This is a genomic window from Pseudomonas sp. 1L-E-NC-VB-C3, from assembly GCF_057291535.1.
In genome coordinates this window covers 35687-53534 of record NZ_JBXAWD010000005.1, presented here as the reverse complement: position 1 = coordinate 53534, position 17848 = coordinate 35687, and the positions used below count along the sequence as shown (strand labels likewise).

5 protein-coding genes are annotated in these 17848 nt (G+C 57.6%); 1 reads left to right on the top strand and 4 read right to left on the bottom strand.

Translation table 11 applies throughout. The features are described 5' to 3' along the window. The first annotated feature begins 21 nt into the window (after positions 1-21). The gene (locus tag AC0Z5Z_RS10110; RefSeq protein WP_016775286.1) at positions 22-1764 is read left to right on the top strand and encodes an ABC transporter substrate-binding protein; all 1743 of its coding nucleotides are present in this window, start codon (positions 22-24) and stop codon (positions 1762-1764) included. Between the two features lie 156 nt (positions 1765-1920). Here the strand turns inward: AC0Z5Z_RS10110 and AC0Z5Z_RS10105 are convergent, their stop codons facing one another. From AC0Z5Z_RS10105 to AC0Z5Z_RS10090, 4 genes are read right to left on the bottom strand one after another with little or no spacing between them, the layout of a single operon-like run. Then, positions 1921-4599 carry an RHS repeat domain-containing protein gene (locus AC0Z5Z_RS10105; RefSeq protein ID WP_485611011.1) on the bottom strand — a complete coding sequence of 893 codons (2679 nt, stop codon included), beginning with the start codon at positions 4597-4599 and terminating at the stop codon, positions 1921-1923. Further along, positions 4596-9206 (bottom strand): SpvB/TcaC N-terminal domain-containing protein, encoded by a 4611-nt coding sequence (locus AC0Z5Z_RS10100; protein WP_485611010.1) that lies wholly within the window; start codon positions 9204-9206, stop codon positions 4596-4598. The genes AC0Z5Z_RS10105 and AC0Z5Z_RS10100 overlap by 4 nt, the downstream gene beginning before the upstream one ends. Further along, positions 9203-14053 carry a Tc toxin subunit A-related protein gene (locus AC0Z5Z_RS10095; protein ID WP_485611009.1) on the bottom strand — a complete coding sequence of 1617 codons (4851 nt, stop codon included), beginning with the start codon at positions 14051-14053 and terminating at the stop codon, positions 9203-9205. The genes AC0Z5Z_RS10100 and AC0Z5Z_RS10095 overlap by 4 nt, the downstream gene beginning before the upstream one ends. A gap of 9 nt (positions 14054-14062) precedes the next feature. Beyond that, positions 14063-17641: a Tc toxin subunit A gene (locus tag AC0Z5Z_RS10090; RefSeq protein WP_485611008.1), complete on the bottom strand. Its 3579-nt coding sequence runs from the start codon at positions 17639-17641 to the stop codon at positions 14063-14065. Positions 17642-17848: the final 207 nt, after the last annotated feature.

Below are 17848 nucleotides of genomic sequence, written 5' to 3'. Positions count from 1 at the left end.
CAACTTAAACAGGAGGTCTCTATGTTCGATAAAAACAATAAGCTGCGACATAGCATTTCATTGGCAGCCATGCTGGCACTCAGCGGTCTGAGCGCATCTGCCTGGGCCGACGCCTACGAAGATGCTGCGAAAAAATGGATCGGCAGCGAGTTCAAGCCCTCGACCCTGACGGCCGAACAGCAGCTTGAAGAACTGAAGTGGTTCATCAAGGCCGCCGAGCCGTTTCGCGGCATGGACATCAAGGTCGTTTCCGAAACCCTGACCACCCACGAATACGAGTCCAAGGTGCTGGCCAAGGCCTTCAGCGAAATCACCGGGATCAAACTCACCCACGACCTGCTGCAGGAAGGCGACGTGGTCGAGAAAATGCAGACGGTGATGCAGTCGGACAAGAACATCTACGACGGCTGGGTCAACGACTCCGACCTGATCGGCACGCACTTTCGCTACGGCAAGACCGAATCGATCACCGACCTGATGGCCAACGAGGGCAAGAACTTCACCTCGCCAACTCTCGACATCAAGGACTTCATCGGCATCTCCTTCACCACCGCGCCGGACGGCAAAATCTATCAACTGCCCGACCAGCAGTTCGCCAACCTGTACTGGTTCCGCGCCGACTGGTTCGAGCGCGCCGATCTGAAAGCCAAGTTCAAGGAAAAATACGGCTACGAATTAGGCGTGCCGGTGAACTGGTCGGCCTATGAAGACATCGCCAAATTCTTCAGCGAAGACGTCAAGGAAATCGACGGCAAACGCGTCTACGGCCACATGGACTACGGCAAGAAAGACCCGTCGCTGGGCTGGCGCTTCACCGATGCCTGGTTCTCCATGGCCGGTGGCGGCGACAAGGGACTGCCCAACGGCTTGCCGGTGGACGAGTGGGGGATCCGCGTCGAGGACTGTCATCCCGTCGGTTCAAGCGTGACCCGTGGCGGCGACACCAACGGCCCGGCGGCCGTGTTTGCCACCACCAAATACGTCGACTGGCTGAAGAAATATGCGCCACCGGAAGCGGCCGGCATGACTTTCTCCGAGTCCGGCCCGGTGCCATCGCAGGGCAACATCGCCCAGCAGATTTTCTGGTACACCGCGTTCACCGCCGACATGACCAAACCCGGCCTGCCGGTGGTCAACGCCGACGGCACGCCGAAATGGCGCATGGCGCCGTCGCCTAAAGGCCCGTATTGGGAAGAGGGCATGAAGCTCGGCTATCAGGATGTGGGGTCGTGGACATTCATGAAATCCACGCCTGAGAAACAGAAACTCGCGGCGTGGCTGTACGCGCAGTTCGTGACCTCGAAAACTGTTTCGCTGAAGAAAACCATCGTCGGTCTGACACCTATTCGCGAGTCGGACATCAACTCGCAGGCGATGACCGATCTGGCGCCGAAACTCGGTGGTCTGGTCGAGTTCTATCGCAGCCCGGCCCGCGTGCAATGGTCGCCGACCGGCACCAACGTGCCGGACTACCCGCGTCTGGCGCAACTGTGGTGGAGCCATATCGCCGAAGCCGCCAGCGGCGAGAAGACCCCACAACAAGCGCTCGATGGCCTGGCCAAGGATCAGGACCGCATCATGGAACGCCTCGAACGCTCCAAGGCCCAGGCCACTTGCGCACCGAAGATGAACCCGGAACGCGATGCGCAATACTGGTTCGATCAACCGGGCGCACCGAAGCCGAAACTGGCTAACGAGAAGCCGAAGGGTGAAACGGTGAGCTATAGCGAACTGCTGAAATCCTGGGCGGATGCGCGTAAATGATGTTGGAAATGTAAGAAGCGAACGGCACCGGAAGGTGCCGTTTGCTTTTCTCCCCCTTCACTTGAATCGACAGCGGCCTGGCTCCCATATGTATTGTAATGCACGCATTTCGCATACACCTCGATGTCCCTTCAAGGGCTTGAGGGGGGATGGAAGTCAGCGTTTCACGTTGCGAGCAAATTGAGTCAGCAACTGTTTTTTACTTCGCTCGTATGAGTCTATCGTGTACTGGGCAAGCTCAAAGGGGAACGGCTGCATGTCGACGGGGTAAACTTTAGTATCTCTCTCCGACCAGAGGAAATTATGGTCCTGTACATCCTGGTGATATAGGTCCTTTGCTTCCATTTCATCAAACATCTCCAAAAGTGCATTGGCGCCGCTTGCCGGAATGGAACCTTTCTTGATGTCGCCGAGGGGGATGCCATCGAGTTTTATCATCTTGAGGTAACTCTGATTGTCTTCAATAAGTGCCGTCGCCGAGCCTGCTCCATAGTAAGCATTGAAACCCTCGGCTTCGGTTTTTACATACCCCGGAATACTGTTTCGCTTGTCGGCTCCTCTGAACTTTTTATAGACATGTTTTCCGTCGGCGCTTTCGTATATTTCTCCTTCGCCCCCGCCGCCTATAGCAGGGCGACCACCAATATCATCGGCAATCGACGTTGGCTTGTTCTTCAGCGAAGAATCGGTCAATTGCACTTTCTCCATCAACACTTCGATGGAGTGGCTTGCGCTCGCTACTTCTGGAGACAATGGTGGTGTATCAGAAAATCCAAATCTCGTGCTTTCGTTAATGACAGAGTTTGCTGAAAATGGCGTTGATGATTGCGGCGAAGGCGAAGATCCGATGGTCGCTTGAGTCGGGTACTCCTCATTGACGCCTTCACGAATTCGCCCATCAGTATCGAAGTAGGCCAACGGATTGCCTTTCACCATGCTGAACAGATTCAGACCATCAATCGCCCCGGACGGATCCGGATTCAACCATCGCTGCCAACCCGCCACGTAATACCTGAACCCGTAATAATAAAGCCCGGTCGCATCCCGCTCTTTGCCCGAATAGCGCAGCGTTTTATAGCTTGTCTCGATTTCGCTACGCCCGGCAAACCACGCGGTGGTGCCGAAAGGGTGGTATCGCTCCTGACTGATGAGCTTGCCCGTGGCGTCGAGTTCCAGGGTGCAGGAACCCAAATGGTCGTTGAGGCTGTAACGCGCTTGATCGTTGTCGATGCCTTGGGGCGGTTCGGATTCCCAGTGCAACACCTGCACGCTGCTGCGCCCGGCCTGGACACTGATCACCTGCAGTATTTCTCCCGTACCACTGTGGGTACGGATTTGCAGATTCGGCAGATAACGCACTTCGTTCATCAGCGTTTTAGCGTTGGTCTGCATCAGCCGCACTTTGCGCACGCGCATGCCGTCTGCGGCGTATCGGTATTGCTCGTTATCAGCCGAACGGTCTTCACGCAAAACCAGCCGGACTTCACGCAATCGGTTACGCAAGTCCCAGTTGAAAGTCTGTCCTGGTTGCAGGCCAAGCAGATTGCCATTGGCATCGAAGCCGTTGCGCAAATCTTCCTCGCCCGGGTCCATGCCATCGCGCACCGGCAAGCAGCGGTTACTGTGCTTGGCGGCGACCAGGCGGTGACCGTGGCCTTGTGGGCCGTCGTGGATCAATTTGAGCAAATTGCCACCGCAGTCATAGTGGTAGGTCTGGGTGTAATTGGCGATCGCTGCAGGATCTGCCAGTGAAAGCTTCGATGTCTGACCGGCCTCCCAACCCGTGGCCTCGATCAACTGATCGAGACTGTCATAACGGTAGCGGTTGACCGGTTCGATGCGCTGGTTGGCAAAGTATCGAATCGGGAGGGCGGCGTCTTCAATACTCAGCACGTTGCCTACCGGGTCGTAGACATAACGCAGGTCTTGCAGGATGTCATTGCCGCGCTGGCTTTGCAGGCTGATCAGCCTGCCATCCTCGGCGGCGTAGTCCAATGTGGTGATCACTCCGTTGTCAGCGGTTTCCCGAAGGGTATGTCCTTGGGCATCGTACTGGATGGCGCCGACCAGGGTTTTCGGCGCGATGCCCTTCAATTGCAGTCGAACGTCTCGCAACTGGCCGTCTAGGGTCTGGCTGAAAAGCTGTCGGTGTCCTCTGGCGTCGATTTGTTCGATGGTTTCCGAGAGCGGGTTGAAACGCGAGTAGCTCGTGGCGGCAGGCGCGTCTTCGAGCAATTTGTCACGCTCGCTGAGCGATACCGGCCAGTCAGGAGGGTCGAGTGAGCGCAGAAAGCGTCGAGACTGAGCGATGATTCCACCGGTCAATCCGAACTGTTCGAACAACTGCGTGCCGGCCGGATCATCGAGGCGGATGATCTGTCCGCACTGATTCCGCGTGGCAAATGTCGGATTGCTGCCGGCATAACCATATCGCTCCGTGCACAAAGGTTCTCCGTCATCGGCGTGTTCGAACACAGCCAGTGGTCGCAGCTGTTCGTCATACTCGATGCTGCGCACGCTACCCCGGCCATCCCAACCGTGCAGCGGTTGACGCGCCTCGCCCCACAGACTGACGTGCCATCCGGCATCGACGCTGAGCGTGATCAGCACCTGACCGGTCAGTGAGTAAACCGTCCTGAGATTGGCGGGGGCTGATGCGTCGGCGAACAATCGTGGATCGCGCTGCGCCACCCGTCGCCCGTCAACGTCATGCTGAACCGCGGTGATGCGCGCTTCAGATTCGCTGCCATCTTCGCGCCAGTAGGCAACCTGCCGCACCGGTAAGCCTCGGGCATCAGTGACGCTAAGATGCGGTGTCTGCGCATGCTTGCTCACCTTCCTGTCCACCAGTTGCGTCGCCGTTGTTCCGGCGGCGGGTCGAACAGGTCGTTTTCGTCGAAGGCGACGTTACACCAGATCCAGTACCAGACTTCCCGGCGCAGGTGTTTGAGCGTCGGTGGATTGCCTTGCAGCATTTGCTTCGCCAGCACGGTTGCGGTCGGTCGGCCCACCGCGTCGTAGAACTGCTGGTCGTGAAAAGCATGCTTGCGCATCGAGCGATCATTGATGTAGCGCGGTTGATCGGCGAAGTAGGGCCGGTAAATCCGCACAGTCTGGCCTTTGTTGTTGTATTCCACTGGCTCGCTGACACGCCAGCGTCGCTGGGCCTGGGCGTCTATTGGTTTGCCATTGTCGTCGAGGACCAACTCACCGTTGTCATCGACCTGCCAGGCCACGCCCGGGGGGACCTCATGTTTGGTTTGCAGAGTGCGGCCGAAACCGTCCAGGCAAGCAATGCTGACTCGCACTTGCAGATCGGGATCAAGCGGATAGCGGTCGGCCACCAGAGAGACGGCATACACGGGCTCACGCTGTGCATTATCGATTTGCTGCTGGAGTTCGGTTTCATTCAGATCGGGATTTTCCATAGCGGCAAGGTACTGTCGGGCGCGATCGCAAATGTGTCCTTCGGGCAGAATGTAGCCTTGGCTTTTCGCCCAGTCCCACCACTCTTGGGAGCGTGAGGACGTGCGGGAGATGCAACCCATCCAACTGAACGTATCCCAGAAAGCGGCATGGGCGAAGTTGCCAATGGCTTGTTTCGGATCGGCGATGGCAATGGCCGGGTCGCGGTCTGCCGGCGGGACGTAGGTTTGCAGCGGGTCAAAACCCACCGGTTCTCCAAGTTCGGTGCCGTGGAAACTGCTCACCAGCGGCTCGCCGAAAGCGTTGTAGCGCGCTTCCTGCAGGTTGCGGTTGGCATCTTCAATGGCCGCAGGGAGGAAGGTGCGGTAATCCACGTCGAGGCTGCGGGTAGTGCAGCCGTCCGGTAAGGTCACGGCGGTTGTCACACACCAATACGCGTCATAGGTAATCAGGGTTTCGCCGTGACTGCGGGTTTCACGGTATTTCTGCACGTTATGAAAGCCGTCTAGCGTGTGGTAAGTGGAGAAACCTCTGTGCACTGACCACAGATAGTTCTTCGCATCGTCAGGATCATCGATCGGACCGTGGTCTTGCTCGGGCAGAAACAGCGGCATGATGTGGTAACCGACCTCCTGCGATTCGAGTTTCTCTTTCAGGTTGAAGGGTAATTGGCCATCGACCTCGAGTTTGTCATATGCGCTGAGGGCGACGGCGTCCAGTTCGGCCGTCTCCATGTAGGCGGGCAAACCCTCGAAAGTCGCGGCGCCCGGATCCAGCGTTGCACCGCTGCGAGGGTCGATGTAGCGCTGCAGCGTCAATGCAGACAACACTGCTTGCTGCGCCCATTCGCCATCCTCGCGGGCCATTAGCAAAATATGTTCATGGTGGATCGTTGCGGCACTCAGCGCCGCTTTTTCCAGCACCAGCGAATTGCTGCGCAAGCGGCAGGGCAATCCAAGGCGCCAGGCCTCGTCATTGGGCAAATGAATCGATTCTGACCGGAGCTGCGTCAGGTACCATTTTTGTTGCGCATCGTCATGAGCATCCTTCCACCAGTTCTGCTGATGCTCTTCAGTGAACGGCGGCGCATCGCTGCTGGTTTTGCGTCGCGCGTAGTTCACCGTGAAAGCATGCACCACACGGCCGTAGGGGTCCCATTCCAGATTCAACTGGTGCTGGCACATCGGATCGTCGGCAATTGCCGGTTCGTACTGATAACTGATGGATTCCGCGTCCAGGGGCAAGATCACTGCATAAGGCTGGTACTTGCCTTTGGGGCGCAGCACCCGTGCACCATAGCGATGTTCCTGGACCACATAGGGGACTGCGGTCGCCGCGTCGTCACCGGCGGCGAACACTTCCGAGCGCATTACTCGGCCGCTCAGGGTGCGGGCGATCTCTCGCGCAGTCTCCTCATCGGCTTCGGTGAAAGGTTGCGCGATGCGATCATTGAAGTGATAGAGCTGCAGCAGTGTGGGTTTGAGATCGACCGCATCATCGTCACGGCTGTAATAACCGGTTCTTGACGGGTCGATGGTTTCGCCTGTGTGAAACCAGGTCTTGCTGAGAATCGGCGCGGTGAACTCGGTTGCTGACGCTTCGGTGTCGCTTTGCAGTAGCAGGCGAAAACCACGGAATTCGCGCTCGAAACGGTCGTAATAACCGCCGCGATAGCTGAAGAGCTGTGTCAGTGCGTTGCCGGTGATCTCATCATTTTGGATTTGCTCGTGTACCAGGTGCATGGCCATTGGTAGACCGGACACTGGATTTTCAACACCGGCTGCCTGTTGCTCACGTTTTTCATCCAGCCATTCCTGCGCCGAACTGCGGTAATTCACGCTGGCGCTGCAACCCATGTTGTTGCAGCTTCTGTTGAGGAGATAGGGTTTGGCGTCGACGAAATCGTAACGCCAGTGTCTGGGCGACATGTGCGGCAATGTCACCACCAGGCTCGAGCAGCCCAGGCCTTGCAGATCTGCGCTGGTGACCTGCCAGAGCGCGTCATGGGCGAGGCCCTCAGGCCAGGGAAGATCAATGGATGTCTGGGCGAAACCGCTGCCGGCATGGTTCATGAAAATACGCAGGCGCTCGGCTTCCATGTAGATCAGGTCAGCCGCACCCGAGCCGTCGAGATCCGCCAGCAAGACCCGTGAGGCGTTGAATTCATCGTAGGCAAAGGGCAGGGTGCACAGCACAAAGCCTTTGCCGAAACGACCATGTCCCAAATTCGGCCAGCACTTGACTTCGTTATGACGGATCCGCACCAGATGTTGCTGACCGCTGCCGATGAGATCGGCGAATGCAACGATTTCGCTCGGTGTATTGCTCAGCACAGGCAGCTCATCATCATCGCCTGCGGCGGTTTTTTCCGCATGCGGCACGTCGACGGCCTCGGCGAAGCCAGCCGCGCGACGATTGGCATACAAACGCACGCTGCGCGGGCCGACCAGCGTCAGGTCGCTCAGGCCGTCACCCAGCAAGTCGGCGATCTGCGCCATCGGGTGGGAAAATTCGCCGGGAAATGCATCGAAGGGCACGAACCCTGACCAGTTGCGATCTGGGTCGAGGGTGAAAAATCCGCACATGCCCGGCGCGGCGAGCACCCAGTCGAGCTTGCCGTCGCCGGTCAGATCGGTAAGCGACTGATGCACGGGTTTGCCGGCGTCGGACATCGGCACGCCTTCAAGAAGTTTCCACTCGCTGTACTCGACCTGATCGCTGCCGGTCTCTGCGCGCAACGGCTCGCGGTAATACCAGCCGTGGTCATAACGGCAGAGCACACCCGCCAGGCCCTCACCGTACAGGTCAACCAACTGATATTGATGACCATCGTCGAGGCCGGGCATGGCCGTGAATTCTTTCCAGCCTTGCGGCTGCGGGGCGAGGTCGAACGTGTTGTAGCTGAACTCCATGGGCGGTCGGCTTTCGATCTGGCCGAGGCCGTCATAGGCCTGCTGATGCGCCGCGCTCAGATGGCTGTAACCCAGTGGGCTGAGGCGATATTGCAGGAGCAGGCGCTGCACCAGAACCGGATGGTCACCCAACTCTTTGGGGAAGTGATGAAACATCAGCACTTGTCGACACAGGCGTCGGTTGCCCAGCTCGAAACCGTAGGCGTAGATCCAGTAAGGGTCGCTGCGCTCGGCCCATGGCTGTTGCTCTTCAAACGTTGGCACTTGTTCCAGATCGCTGCTGCGTTCGCCATAGTCGAACACCAGTTGAAAGTGCCACAACTGTTTTTCCCGGCTACCGCTGTCCCAGGCATACAGGTGCGCTGAGGCTTTTTCGTTGCCATAACACACGCGTTTGAGATAGCGCTGAGCGCGATAGTCGCGATACTGCGGAGCGACTGGCAGTTCGGTTTCCGCCTTGTATTCGTAGATGATGTGTTCGCCGCGGGTATTGAGGCTTTCGTCGATCATCCAGACGCCGACGCGCTGCGGGTCGGCAGGGTCGGCCCGGCGTGAATTGGCGGTGGTGCCATAGATATGCAGGCTGCCGTCGGCACCGTGAATCAGCCAGAAACCGGCTTTGTCGGTCTCGTTCGACCAATGTTCGATCAAGGCGAATGCACCCTCGACCCGTGGCCAGTGGCGAACGACGTCATACGCTGTCGTCAGGGGCAAGCCGTTGTATTGCTCAGTAGTGCGGAAGATCAATTCACCGGTGCTTTCATTGCGCTCGGGCAGCCATACATCACCGTCAGGCCCCACGACCTGGTCAGTGCCGTCATAAGTCGGCACGCCATTGACCGTGCGCAGGGTCACCGCGTCAACCGTCAACTGCCAGCCAATCCCGCAGGAACTGTTGCCCGTGCCACTGCTATAGCCCAGACCCAATGGCGGGGCAAAACCGCGTCCGGTGGAAATCGGCAACGACAGTTCCAGCGACGCAGTGCCTTTGGTACCCACGCCGGCCGATCCCTTGCCAATACTCTGGATGGCGCCGCCGCCCTTGGGCAGGCTCGGTGTGTTGATCTGCATTGTCGACTGTTGCGGCGGCGGCTGTTCGTTCATAGCGAACCGCCTTCGCATCTCGCGGTGTAGCACACATGCAGGATGATGTCGGGCAAGCGCTGGAGTATGTGCTCCTGACCCTTGGGAAACGTCAGGATCCAGCGTGAAATCGCGCCGGTGTATTCGAATGGCAGATAGCGTTCGTCCTGGAAGTTGAGCTGAAACATGCCGTTGTCTTCCAGCGAACTCGACAGGGCGATCTGTTGACTGGATCGCAGGTTTTCTTTGACGCTGCTGCCGACCGTGGGGGCCATTTCAACTTTGCTGTAGGTCTGTTTCAGCACCGCTCGAATATCTTGATAAGGCCCAAGCACGGCCGGTAGCGTCACGCTTATAGTCTTGATCCGGCGCAGGTAATGATTTTGCCCGGCGTAATCATCGTCGAACATTTGCTGAGTCAGTTCCAATTCACACGTGCCGTTGTCGATCAGCGATTGCTTGATCTGTGCCCACGGTTTATTGATGGTTGAACTCGGGTCCTTGCCGGTCAAATCCTTCAGTGACACGGTTTTCCTGATTTCCAGATCGCGGCGGTTGTGCTGCACGTACTGGCTGTACATCTGTTGCAGGCTCATCTTCAACTCTTCCCCGGCACCGAGGCCGCGGTACGTGGCATTCCACGCGCCGGGATGGACAAAGGTTCGGGTGAAATCGCCCATTTCGTATTGCCAGCAGGCCTCAGCGGCCTGGCATAGCGATTGTGCGTTGGTGAAGGCGGTATGGTAGAAACCGGCGAATTTGCTGTTGAGCCAGTCGTAGGTCTGTGATCGGCTGAAACGATTGCTGCTCAGCAGGAAATCGTGGGTGGCCTTGGCCTGGTTGAGTGCTGCTCGCGCCTGGCGCAGTTGCAGTTGCGTGGCTTTGTGTTGTTCGTCGGAGACGGCAAGCTGGGCCTTGATTTGCTCGGCTTCGAGTTTTGCCTGGTCGCGGGCCTGGGTCCATTCCTGGGCGCGGCGCCGGTATTGTTCGATGCGATCCATGGTTTGGCTTGCGCCATACGCAACGTGTGAAAACGCTTGCATATGGGCCGCGAAGCCGTTGGCAGCACCTTCCAGGCGTGCGCCACCGGCCGCCATGCCAAATATGTTCGGCGCTACAGTCATTGCCTGGCCGATTCCGTGGGCAATCGTCGCTCCGGTCTGGCCGAGACTTCCCAGCAGGTAAGAAGCTCCCGCGCCGATTTCCAAGGTGCTGACACCGTCTTTCAGCAATTTCTCGTAATAACTCACTCGGTCCAGAATGGTGTCCTGACTCGCCAGCAACGCCTCCTTGTTTTTTTCATCAATCTTCTCGGCCTGAACCTGTATTTGCACCGCCATCTCCGCGAGGTTCCACGCCTGCTGCTGTTGCAGTTCCAGGTACTGCGCCTGCTCCTTGCGTTCGATCAGCGACAGTAGCGTGGCGCCGAACGCGATCACGCTGTCCACCGCGTTCTGCGCGAGTGCGAACATGAAACTGAAGCGACAATGGGGAATCTGCGGGTTCAACAAGCGGCTGAGTGCTGCCCCGGACAAGCCTTGGCCCCAAGCGGCGAGCAGTGCGCGCGGATCCAGCGGCGTGGCGAATAACGGCAGGTTCAGCGGAGCGCCGGCCATATCGAGGTTATGTCGCAGGTTAAACAAGCGGCTTTCGGCTCGATCCCAGTGCATGATCAGTTCGGGGTTGAAGGGCCGACGGAAATACTCAGTGTCCGCGCTCGCCAGTAGCGGGTCATGGCCGTCAGGCCGCAGACACAATAGTGGTGCAGGCTGCGAAGCCGGGGCCCTGCCGATGCGCAAAGGTGGCTGTTGTTGCAGCTGCCGGTGCGCGCTGATCAGGCGCTGTTCGAATTGACGCAGTTGCACATTCTTCGACGAACTCAATTCGTCGAGCGTGAGCGGCAACCATTCGTCGATCTGGCGTACATCCGGGCGCGGTCCCAGCAGATCCATGATGTGGACGTAGCGCATCTTGGCTTCAGCCAGGCCGTCCGGCGTCAACTCTGCATACGCCAGATCAGCCTGGCGGCTTTCGATCTCGATAAACAGTTTCCACAGCGCCTTGCGAAAGTGCACCGGAAAACTCAAGGCAATCTGATGCGGATCGTCCGGGTACAGAATGGCCAGGCTGGGGTCGACCGGACCGGGCCATACCGGCTCTTCCAACGGTACGGCCTGCCAGTAACCGGGGTGTCCCGGGTCCGCGCTTTGTCGTGTCGGGTCAAACAGATACGCAAGCCACTGTTTCGCTTCGTCGTACTGCTGCTCTTCGTTCAAGCGGTAGGCCACCAGCCAGGGCAGGTACAGGAACAGTTCCAGGAAATACAGGTAGTAAGCGCCCGAGAAATCCATGGCTTGCGACCCCTGACCGTCCGGGATAGGTGGTTCTGTGTGCTGGGTCTGGGTTTCCCAGCTCAGCAGAGGTTCCATGCCGCTTTCGGCAAGGTTGATCAGTTGCCGGGCGAAGGTGGTGTTCATGCGCACAGCGGCCCGACGTGATCCTTCGGGTTCCTGCCCGTCGCTCAACTCGATGCCGGAGCCGCTGAAGTCAATGAATTGCGCCTTGCCCAAAGAAGGGCTGTCCCCCAGAGACGGGTCGATCATGCTGTTGATGCTGGGCGCTATTTGCAAGTTTGAGGGAGGCACTTCTGCCCATTCAACGGTCAGCGCCTTGAGTGCTCCGCCAATCAGCGTGGTTGCCAAGGAGCCTGCGTGATAAACCAGAACACCATAGATCAGCGGGATTTTCAGTTCCTTTGGATCCTCAGGCCACTCCACTGGCCAGCCGTCGGGCTGGAGGGTGGATTGATCGACCGAAAACGAATAAGTCAGCGAGGAGTCCTTCGACAGGCTATTGACGATGGCTGTAGACGCCAGCTTGCGCATTGCGCTGAATGTTTCAGGCGGCTTTGTTGACAGAACATTCAGCGGGTGTGCGATGAAAAACTGGTAGCCCACGCTGCTGTTATAGCGCCCTGCTGAAGGATGAAGATCGATTTCATTGTGATCGGTGGTAGAACGCCAAAAGGACGTAAACAAAACCATGCTGGAGCCGATCAGTTCATAGAGCACCCTTCGATTTGCATGTTTACCTGCAAGGCACGCCGTTTCTCCTTGCTTGGTGGCGGGTACCGTAAATTCAGTCGGATTCCCGACAGGGTCGGCGATCAAGCTACGCAGCCGATCAGGGTACCCCTTGAAACAGAATGCCGTATCTGCGACATCCATGAAGTCGGTACCAACAGGTTCAATGATGGAGCCTGGAAGTAGCGGAACTTCAAGGTGATTTTCCGAAGGATCGAACACCAGCGTAACTTTGATGAGCTCCTTGTTTTCGTCGTGTTTGTCGAAGACGGAAAGTTTGAAAATCAGGAGGTTGTTGAATCCTGCCGCCAGTCTTGCGGTCAACTCGATATTGGACGCCGCCCGGTTATAGACAAAGTCGACGTCTTTCACGCTGGTCTCGATTCGCGACTGCCACCCCTGATAATCCCAGGTGGTCTTTTCGCTATCCGGTGTCTGGTACTCCACTGCACCAAACATTGGCGTGCCGGAGGGAAGCCAGTATTGGAACCGACCAGCGTTGCCATTGGCGAAAATATTGCCGATCAGCCTCACGTGGGCTTCGCCGTTCTTGAGGACCTCGACGGAGGGAGGTGAGGCCGGTCTGACCTCCGGCGCCATGCCGAATGACGGTGGCAGCCTTGTAACATTGAAGTTCTTGTCTATCTGTACCGTTCGCAGAAAATCATAGGTATCTGCATCGCCCGGAATCTCGGAAGGGACGCCCTGATAGTTCGAATACAGCATGAGCACCATCGACTCAGGTGACGTCGAGTGGTCATACACCGCAATGGTCTGGGTTTGCTCCGCAATTTCTTCCTGCGGTTTTTCGATCAGCGCTTTGGTCTGGCAGTAACTCTCGATGTAAACCCGCGGCGTACTCCAGGTCTCGTCATATTTCTTGTAGCTGGCATATAGGCGGAACCTGGGATTGACCTTGACGCTCTGGTCGGCCTTGCCGTCAACGGGGGCCTGCATGGCGTCCGCATCCTGAAGCTCCAGCTCGGCCCAGATCACGAACAGACGATTGTTGAACCAGCACGGGCGAATGGTGTGTTCCAGCGCCTTTTCCGAAATGGGCACGTTGGCTTTTTGCCAATCCGACCAGGCATTGGGCAGCGGCTTGTCATATTTGACCGGGGTTTCGCCTGCTGCACTCGCGGGCGCTTTGACCGCGCGCTGCGACATGTCCAGTGAGCGCCAGTAATAAGCATTTTCGGCAGGGGATTTGCCGATGAAATAATAAGTACTGTTGGCAAAATCTTCTCCGTCAATGTAGCCATTGCAGATTTTCAGGTTGGCAATTTCTTCGAACCTGGCAAGGTAAGCCAGCACTGCGGTTTGTACTGTTTCGGGCTGAATCTGCGCCTGGTTGAGGTCATTCTCCAGTTGCTCGAAACTGGCGCTCTTGGTCAGGCGCAGGGTCGGGTCCAGATAGATGTCCGGGAACGTGCGCAACTGCTGGAGGGCGGGCCAGATCGAGTAGCGATTGAGGCCGTCGCGCCAGGTGCTGGTTTGCAAAGGCGTAAAGCTGTCATCGCTGTAACCGGGCTCCAGGTTCAGCATCATGCTGTTGATTTGCTGTTGGTAGCTGGCAATGGCGCAGGCCACCGGACTGGTCGGGACATCCTGGCTGACCAGTACATCCAGCAACCAGAATTCATAAAGGTCGTTGGCGGTCTTGATCGTTTGAGCCAGCCCTTGCTCGATCAGGTAGGGATCGCTGGGTATTGCTTCGTGCAGATACAGGGCGAGCATCGCGTCACGCAGTGCTTCGTTAAGCGGCGCATCGAAGGCAGTCGTCATGATCGTTCCTCAACCATTGTCACGTGATGGGGCGGCGTTAGAGTGGGCGGCCATGACTCCCTCACCGACGGCTTTCCAGGCCAGCAGATCGCTTTGTTCGCCCAGCGCGGTGGCTTGCAATAGGGTTTTGGCGGCCAAGCCGCTGGCCTGACAAGCGGCCTGGCAACGACGGACCCAGTCGACTTGAGCCATCGAGGTGGCGCGTTTATCGGGGAGCGAGCTGGTCAGCTCGGCAACTTGCGCCTGCGGCCAGTTCAGCAAACGAGCAAGGGCAGCATCGGCCGTTTCGCTGGCGAGCTGGCGCAGGGCCTTGTTTTTCAATTGGGCCTTGGCTGGATTGGCGCAGCTGAAATAACTCAGGACATGGTCTTCGGACTGGCTCTGGCTGTGGAACCAATGACTGAAGCGTTCAAGCAGATAGAGATCGGAAAGCGAAGGCATGCTGTTACTGCCTTCCTCGTATGCCGCGCCACCCAGCCACATCGGATTGATTGCAAACAGGCGCAGAGCGCTATTGCTCAAACGCAGCTCTCTGGCGATCTCGGCGTGGCGAGCCACCCGTTGATAATCCTCGATCAACGCTTGGGGCAGCGGGGTCTTGAGTGCTTGCTGCAAAATGCTATAGGGCGTGGCCCACGCCCAGTGAATGACCGCCCGGCAGCAATCCGGCGCGAGTTTCGCGGTTTCCTGGAAAAGCCCTTCGAGCAACTGGGCCTGACGGTCATGCACATCGAGCAGGAACTTGACGAGTCTGTCTGCGCAAGCATCTTTGACAGGTTGGGCCAGCCCTAGACCTTTGAGCGCTTGCGCGACATCGGCCTGTAACCAGGCAACGGGTTCATCTGTCAGGGTCAGTGTGCGATCAAGGCCAGACAGCAGGCCGTCAGCAGTGATCAGATGGTGTTCGATCAGCAACTGAAACCAGTTGATTTCTCCTCGCTTGCGTTTGCCATCCTCTTGCAGTGGCAGACCCAGCGCATTGACTTGCGCCTCGGTCGCCAGGCTGCGGCGCGTATCACTCTGCAGCGTGGTCAGACGCGCCCGCAACTCATCGGGCAGGGGAGCTTGCTCAGCCAATCTGATCTGCTGATCATTTTCCTGCTCTTCGGGATTTGGCGGGGCATCGATGCCCAGGCGTTGCAATACCTGCGTCACGGTCTGCTGACTGTCTTTGAGCCAGTCGAAGGCCCAATCCAGTTGCATCAGCACATCGAGGATGTCCGGATTCGCATCCGCGGTCGTTGCACTCAAGCGGCCGCTGGCCAGTGCGGTTTTGTAAGACGAGCCTCCGAGAAGTCCCGCCAACGCCAGCAGTTCTTCGACCGAGTGACCGAACAACCGGGCTATCCGCGCCTGGCGGTACAACGAGGAAACGGTAGGCAAGTCACGCTTGAGCGCGCCCACGTGCTTTTCGGTCTGACGGGCAATCAACAGCAAAGAGTCTTCGGTGGGTTGCACACCGAGCCCGGCACAGAGTTGCAGCAGGGTTTTCTGCGTCGCGGCATCGAGGGTGGTCAAATCGATGGGTGTTTGATCAAGAATCAGCGGTGTGTCGAACAGTTGCACATGGTTGAACACTTGATCGAACAACGGCACCTCGTCCTTGCCGCTGGCATAGGGGCTGAGGTCGTGCAGCAGCGCCGCGAACTCTTCAGGTTCGATGCTGTAGCGCTGGTTCAGGTAGCGATAGACGCCCAGCGCACGCAGGGTGTTTGCGTTGAGTTCCATGCCCAGGTTTGATTCGCCCTCGGCGCGGATGGCACTGCAGATCAACGTGTCGAGCCTGGCGAAAGGAATGCCGCTCCAGCGTTGCAGGCGGATCATCCGCTGAAGACGATCGAGACGATCAAGTGAGGTTTTGGTCAGACGCCATTGTGTGTTGTCACCCGACGCTATCCGCTCCAGTCCTATGGCGTGGTCTGACTCATCGCTCAGGTCTGTTTCCGGGGCCGGTTCCGGCGCGTTGTCGGACAGTTCAGCACCGGGACCGATGCCATTGACGTAGCAGGCACCGTAGTGATTTGGAAAAGACCCGGTCAGCAGGTCAATCCTGTTCGGGGTCGGCTGCAGGTATGGACAATTGGGCGACAATCGCACTGCAAAGCTGCGGCGGGCCACAAGTTGCTCGACCTGTTCAGCGGTGAGGCCAGTGTGCTGCATGAAGTCGGTCAACAGGGTCAATTGCTGCACAGGCGCATCGCTGGTGACTTCGACACCGTAGGCGCCTTTGAAAAAGTTCTTTTCTGTCGTCGTCAGGCGGTACTGCTCATCCAGCGTAAAGGCGAAGCGCTGTCTGGCCAGACGGACCGGTTGCTCCACCGTCCCGGTGGCGGTGATCAGATCGAATCTGGCTGTGTATTCCTGCTCGGTCGGCGTGGGAAGGGTGGCAGCCTGGAAATGCACAACGATGGGTTTATCTATCGCAGCGTGCAGACGATTTATCAGCCAGCCAGTCCCTGTGAGGTCCGGCACGTTAGAGCTCAGATCGATACTGGCAGGCACGGTCTTGTCGTCTTTACGAAAGGTCAGTGAGACAACGGTTTTGGAGCCGCCTTGATTCGTTGGTGCGTCCGCCAACGGAGTCGCGACCACGTAGTCGGGCTGCCCGGACAGGAGCAAGTAACATCTGCTTGGTGTGGTATGTGGCCGCAGGTAGGCAGTGAGAGGGTTTTGCCAGCCGTTGATGAGATTGCTGCGGGTCAGATAAAAATGGCTGAACACCGGGGGGGCGAGCAGCAATTGCTGCTGTTGCGGGCTCAACCCGCACAGCAACCGTTGTGCCTGTAGCGCCGGTTGCTGCAATTGCCCGTAGTCATTGATTGCCACCTGTTTGATCGGTAGCAACAGACTGGCCCGGTAATTCAACTCGCCCAGACGCGGCTTATTATCAGCGAGCCCAAGTTGGCATTGGTGATGATAGAAGTTGTAGGGCAGTTCGAAGGGGTAGCTCCGTTCGGCCAGTACCTGATAGGTGGATTTGCTTTTGTCGGGAAGATTGCCATCCAGATAGGTGCGCAGATGACTTTCCAATACCTGCGTGACAATTTCCAGCATTGGTCTCGGTGTGAAGGTGCTCTCCTGGCTGATCAACAGGTCCTTGAGGTCAGGACGGCGTTGGTCCATCAACAGTCGCTTGGGATCCTCACTGGTGGCTTCCAGTTGCAGGGAAAATCTCCGCAGTTCAGTCAGGTAGGCCACCGGACTATCGTTGGCGGCAATGGCTCCGACCTTGGTGAACTCGTCCCAGTTTTCATTGAACATGCGTTGATAGGTAGCGCCCAGCGAAACCAGCGAACTCACACCACTGCGTTGAGCCAGTTGCTGCAACGTGCCGGAAGAGGTCTGGTATTCCCGATACAGGCGCGAAATGAGCGCCGCATATTTCATCGCATTGTCGTAGGCCACATCGGCGTTGGCGTCGCTGTATAGGGCGAGCTGGCGAGCGAACGCTGCTTTGGATAGACGGACGATGTCGAAAACTGACGTAAAGCCCATTTGCTGCATGGCGGTGGGGAAGTCGTTGCGGTCTGTCTTCAATCTGGCGTCGGAACTGATGAGGGCGTTCATCAGGGAGGGGGTGTCGGCCATGACTTTGGATCTCCTGCCAGAAGGGGGCATTGGAAAAATGCCTGGGCAGGAACAAAGTAACGACAAAATGAACTTGGGTAACCTGTCAAACCTGACAGGTTTTCAACAGTTTTTTAGGCCTTATGGAAATCAATTGAATTGCTGTTATGCAATTTGCAAATGCTGACTTTTCCATGCTCAAGCATGACCGTCCGTCCGAACTGTCAC

Coding starts and splice junctions, on each gene's coding strand:
- AC0Z5Z_RS10110 (WP_016775286.1), top strand. CDS start 22: ATGTTCGATAAAAACAATAAGCTGCGACATAGCATTTCATTGGCAGCC.
- AC0Z5Z_RS10100 (WP_485611010.1), bottom strand. CDS start 9,206: ATGAACGAACAGCCGCCGCCGCAACAGTCGACAATGCAGATCAACACA.
- AC0Z5Z_RS10095 (WP_485611009.1), bottom strand. CDS start 14,053: ATGACGACTGCCTTCGATGCGCCGCTTAACGAAGCACTGCGTGACGCG.
- AC0Z5Z_RS10090 (WP_485611008.1), bottom strand. CDS start 17,641: ATGGCCGACACCCCCTCCCTGATGAACGCCCTCATCAGTTCCGACGCC.